A 2,721-nucleotide genomic window follows, 5' to 3' on the forward strand; every position below is an offset into this window, starting at 1 on the left:
GGGCCTGTGGCGGCCGGGCCTGTGGCGGCCGGGCCTGTGGCGGCCGGGCCGTCGGTCACGACACCGTCGTCGATGTCCGGGTGCGGGCTCACGTCAGAGTCCTCGGCCGGACCCGGTTCGCCTCGTCGACGTAGGAGTACCGGCCGTCGACGGTGGGTGCCAGCCTGGCCAGCTCCCGGTAGGCAGCCTCGAGCCCGAACCGCAGGTCCTCCTCGCGCAGCGGCCGCCTCACCACCGTCACCGAGTCGTCCGGCACGACGGCGCCGGAGCCCACCAGGTCGACGGCGGTGGCCAGCAGGTCGCGTTCCAGCGCGGCGCGCCGGGCCGGGTCCAGGGTGAGCCGGCCGAGGACGGCCGACGCCTCGGCCAGCCCGGCCCGGTCGGGCGGACCGGCGGCCGTCACCGTCCCCAGCAGCCGGGCGAGCCTGACCTGGGCGTCGAGATAGGCCGCCGACGTCGGCGGCACCCGCCGGTAGGCGTCGGCGGCGCCCTGCCGGTCCCCGGCCGCCGTCCGCACCCTGGCCAGCCCGAACGCCGCGCTGGTGAACGAGTCGTCGGTGCTCGACACCACGTCGTACATCCGCTCGGCGTAGCCCGTGTCGCCGTCGGCCTCGGCGGCCAGTGCCAGCGCGAGCTTGGGCGCGAGCTCGCCCGGCGCCTCGCTGTAGACGCCGTCGAACTCGGCGCGCGCGGTGGCGACGTCGCCCTCGGCCAGCGCGACCAGGCCACGGTAGTAGCCGGCCCGCCAGTCCCACGGGTCCTCGTCCTCGATCGCGTCGAGCGTCCGGCGGGCCTGTTCGTACCGGCCGGCGTCGAGCTGGGCGCGGGCCAGCCGCAGCCGCACCTCGACGGTGGCCGGCTGGATCGCCGCCAGCAGCTCGGCGAGCGCGGCGGCGTCGGTGTCCGGCAGCGCGGCGAGCGTGCTGGCGGCCGGGTCGTCGGGATCGACCCGCAACGTCGGCAGCACGGAGGCGGCCGGCTCGGCCCGGCTGCCGTCCGGGTTCTCGCCGGTCAGGTGGGTGTCGCCGGTGAACCGCCGGCTCGGGGCGGGCGCCGGCATGCCACGTTCCGCGGCCACGACCTCGCGCAGCACGCCCAGCAGCTCGTCGTGCATCTCGTCGGCGCTGGCGAACCGGTCGTCCGGCGAAGATGCGGTGGCCTTCAGCAGGAACCGGTGCAGCGAGTCGTAGCGGAGCAGCGGCGGGTGGTCGTCCGGCGGCGGTAACGAGTGCTTGTACGTGGAGGTGTTGCCACGGAAGTCCAGGATCAGCGTGGCCAGCGTGCGTCCCAGCGTGTACAGGTCGGAGGTTACCGATGGTAACTGGTTGCCGACTTCCGGTGCCTGGTAGCCCGGCGTGCCGTAGACGTCGCTGCTGACGTCGTCGGCCCGGCGGACCGCGCCGAGGTCGATGAGCTTGAGGGTGTCCTGCCCGAGCATCACGTTGTCCGGCTTGAAGTCGCAGAACAGCAGGCCGTTGCGGTGCAGGTAGGCGAACGCCGGCAGCACCGCGAGCAGGTAGGAGACCGCCTCCGCCACCGGCAGCGGGTCCGGCTGGCCGAGCGCCGCGCGGCGCCGCCTGAGCAGCTCGCGCAGTGACGTCCCGCCGACGTACTCCATCACGATGTAGCCGGTCCCGGCATGCTCGACGAAAGTGTAGATCTTGACGATCGTCGGGTGGTCGACGGACGCGAGGAAGCGCCGCTCGGCGATGGCGGCGCTGTGGGCGCTGGCGTCCCCGACGTCGAGCAGCCCCTTGAGCACGACCCGCAGGCCCTCCACGCTGTGGTCGAGGGCCAGATAGATCCAGCCCTGGCCGCCATGGGTGATCGCGCCCACCACCTCGTAGCGGGGGGCCCTGTCGCTGGAGCTCACCGGGGGGCCGATCCTGTCGCCGGGGCGTAACCCCGGCTCGAACGAGAACGGCCGCTGGCAGTGGACGCAGAAGCCGGTCGTACGGCCCGGCCGCCCCTGCCGGCTGCGTCCCACCGGCTGCTCGCAGCCGCGGTTGCGGCAGAACCGCTTGTTCTCCGGCACCACCGGGCTGGTCCGTACCAGCGAGGCCGGGTCCGGGACGGTCGTCTCGGGCACCTGTACCAGCCCGGCGCCGAGCCGGCGCACCGACGACCTGGACGGCTTCGAGCCCCTGGCCCGGCCGGCCCGCGAGGCGCGGGACGAGACCAGTGACGAGGCGGAGCTCGACGCCGACGGGAACGACGGCCGCTGCCGCGACGGCACCGACAGGGCGGCCGGCCCGGGCCTCGGCGGGGCGGGGACCGACATGGCGGGCCCCGAGGCGGCGGAAGGGGATGCGGGGGATGCGGGAGAGGGGGCGGTCCCGCACTCGTCGCAGAACCCGTCCGGCTGGACCGTGCCGCCGCACCCCGGCTCCTGGCACCGGGCCCCGGCGGACGCCGCCGGGCTCGACTGCTGGCTCATCGCGTCGGCTCCTCGAGATCGGTGCGGTCGACCAGTTTCGCGGCGTACGACATCACGAGTTCGTCGGCCGCGTCGAGGTCGACCGGCGAGGTGTAGAGCGTCTCCCGCGCCCGCCGGAAGACGGCGTCGAGGTCCGGGGCCTGCGCCACGCCGTGGCGCACCGCCTTCGCGTGCAGCGCGTGGAGCAGCCCGCGCAGCTCGCCGCGCCGGTTCAGCGGCGCGGCGTTGGCCTCGGCGGCCTGCCGGGCGGTGGCCAGCGCCGAGGTGGCGACGTCGCGCCAGGC

Annotated in this window: 1 protein-coding gene and 1 pseudogene; both read right to left on the reverse strand. The window is 75.1% G+C overall.

Annotated elements, in window-relative coordinates:
- Positions 1-88 precede the first annotated feature (88 nt).
- A complete protein-coding gene (locus NBW84_RS23775; RefSeq protein ID WP_250287568.1) occupies positions 89-2,437 on the reverse strand; it encodes a serine/threonine-protein kinase in 2,349 nt (782 codons plus the stop codon).
- Positions 2,434-2,721, reverse strand: a pseudogene (locus tag NBW84_RS23780) (hypothetical protein); the annotation flags it as partial. The gene NBW84_RS23775 and the pseudogene NBW84_RS23780, both read right to left, overlap by 4 nt.

It is taken from the genome of Protofrankia sp. CiP1_Cm_nod2, from assembly GCF_920664355.1.
Lineage (GTDB): Bacteria > Actinomycetota > Actinomycetes > Frankiales > Frankiaceae > Protofrankia.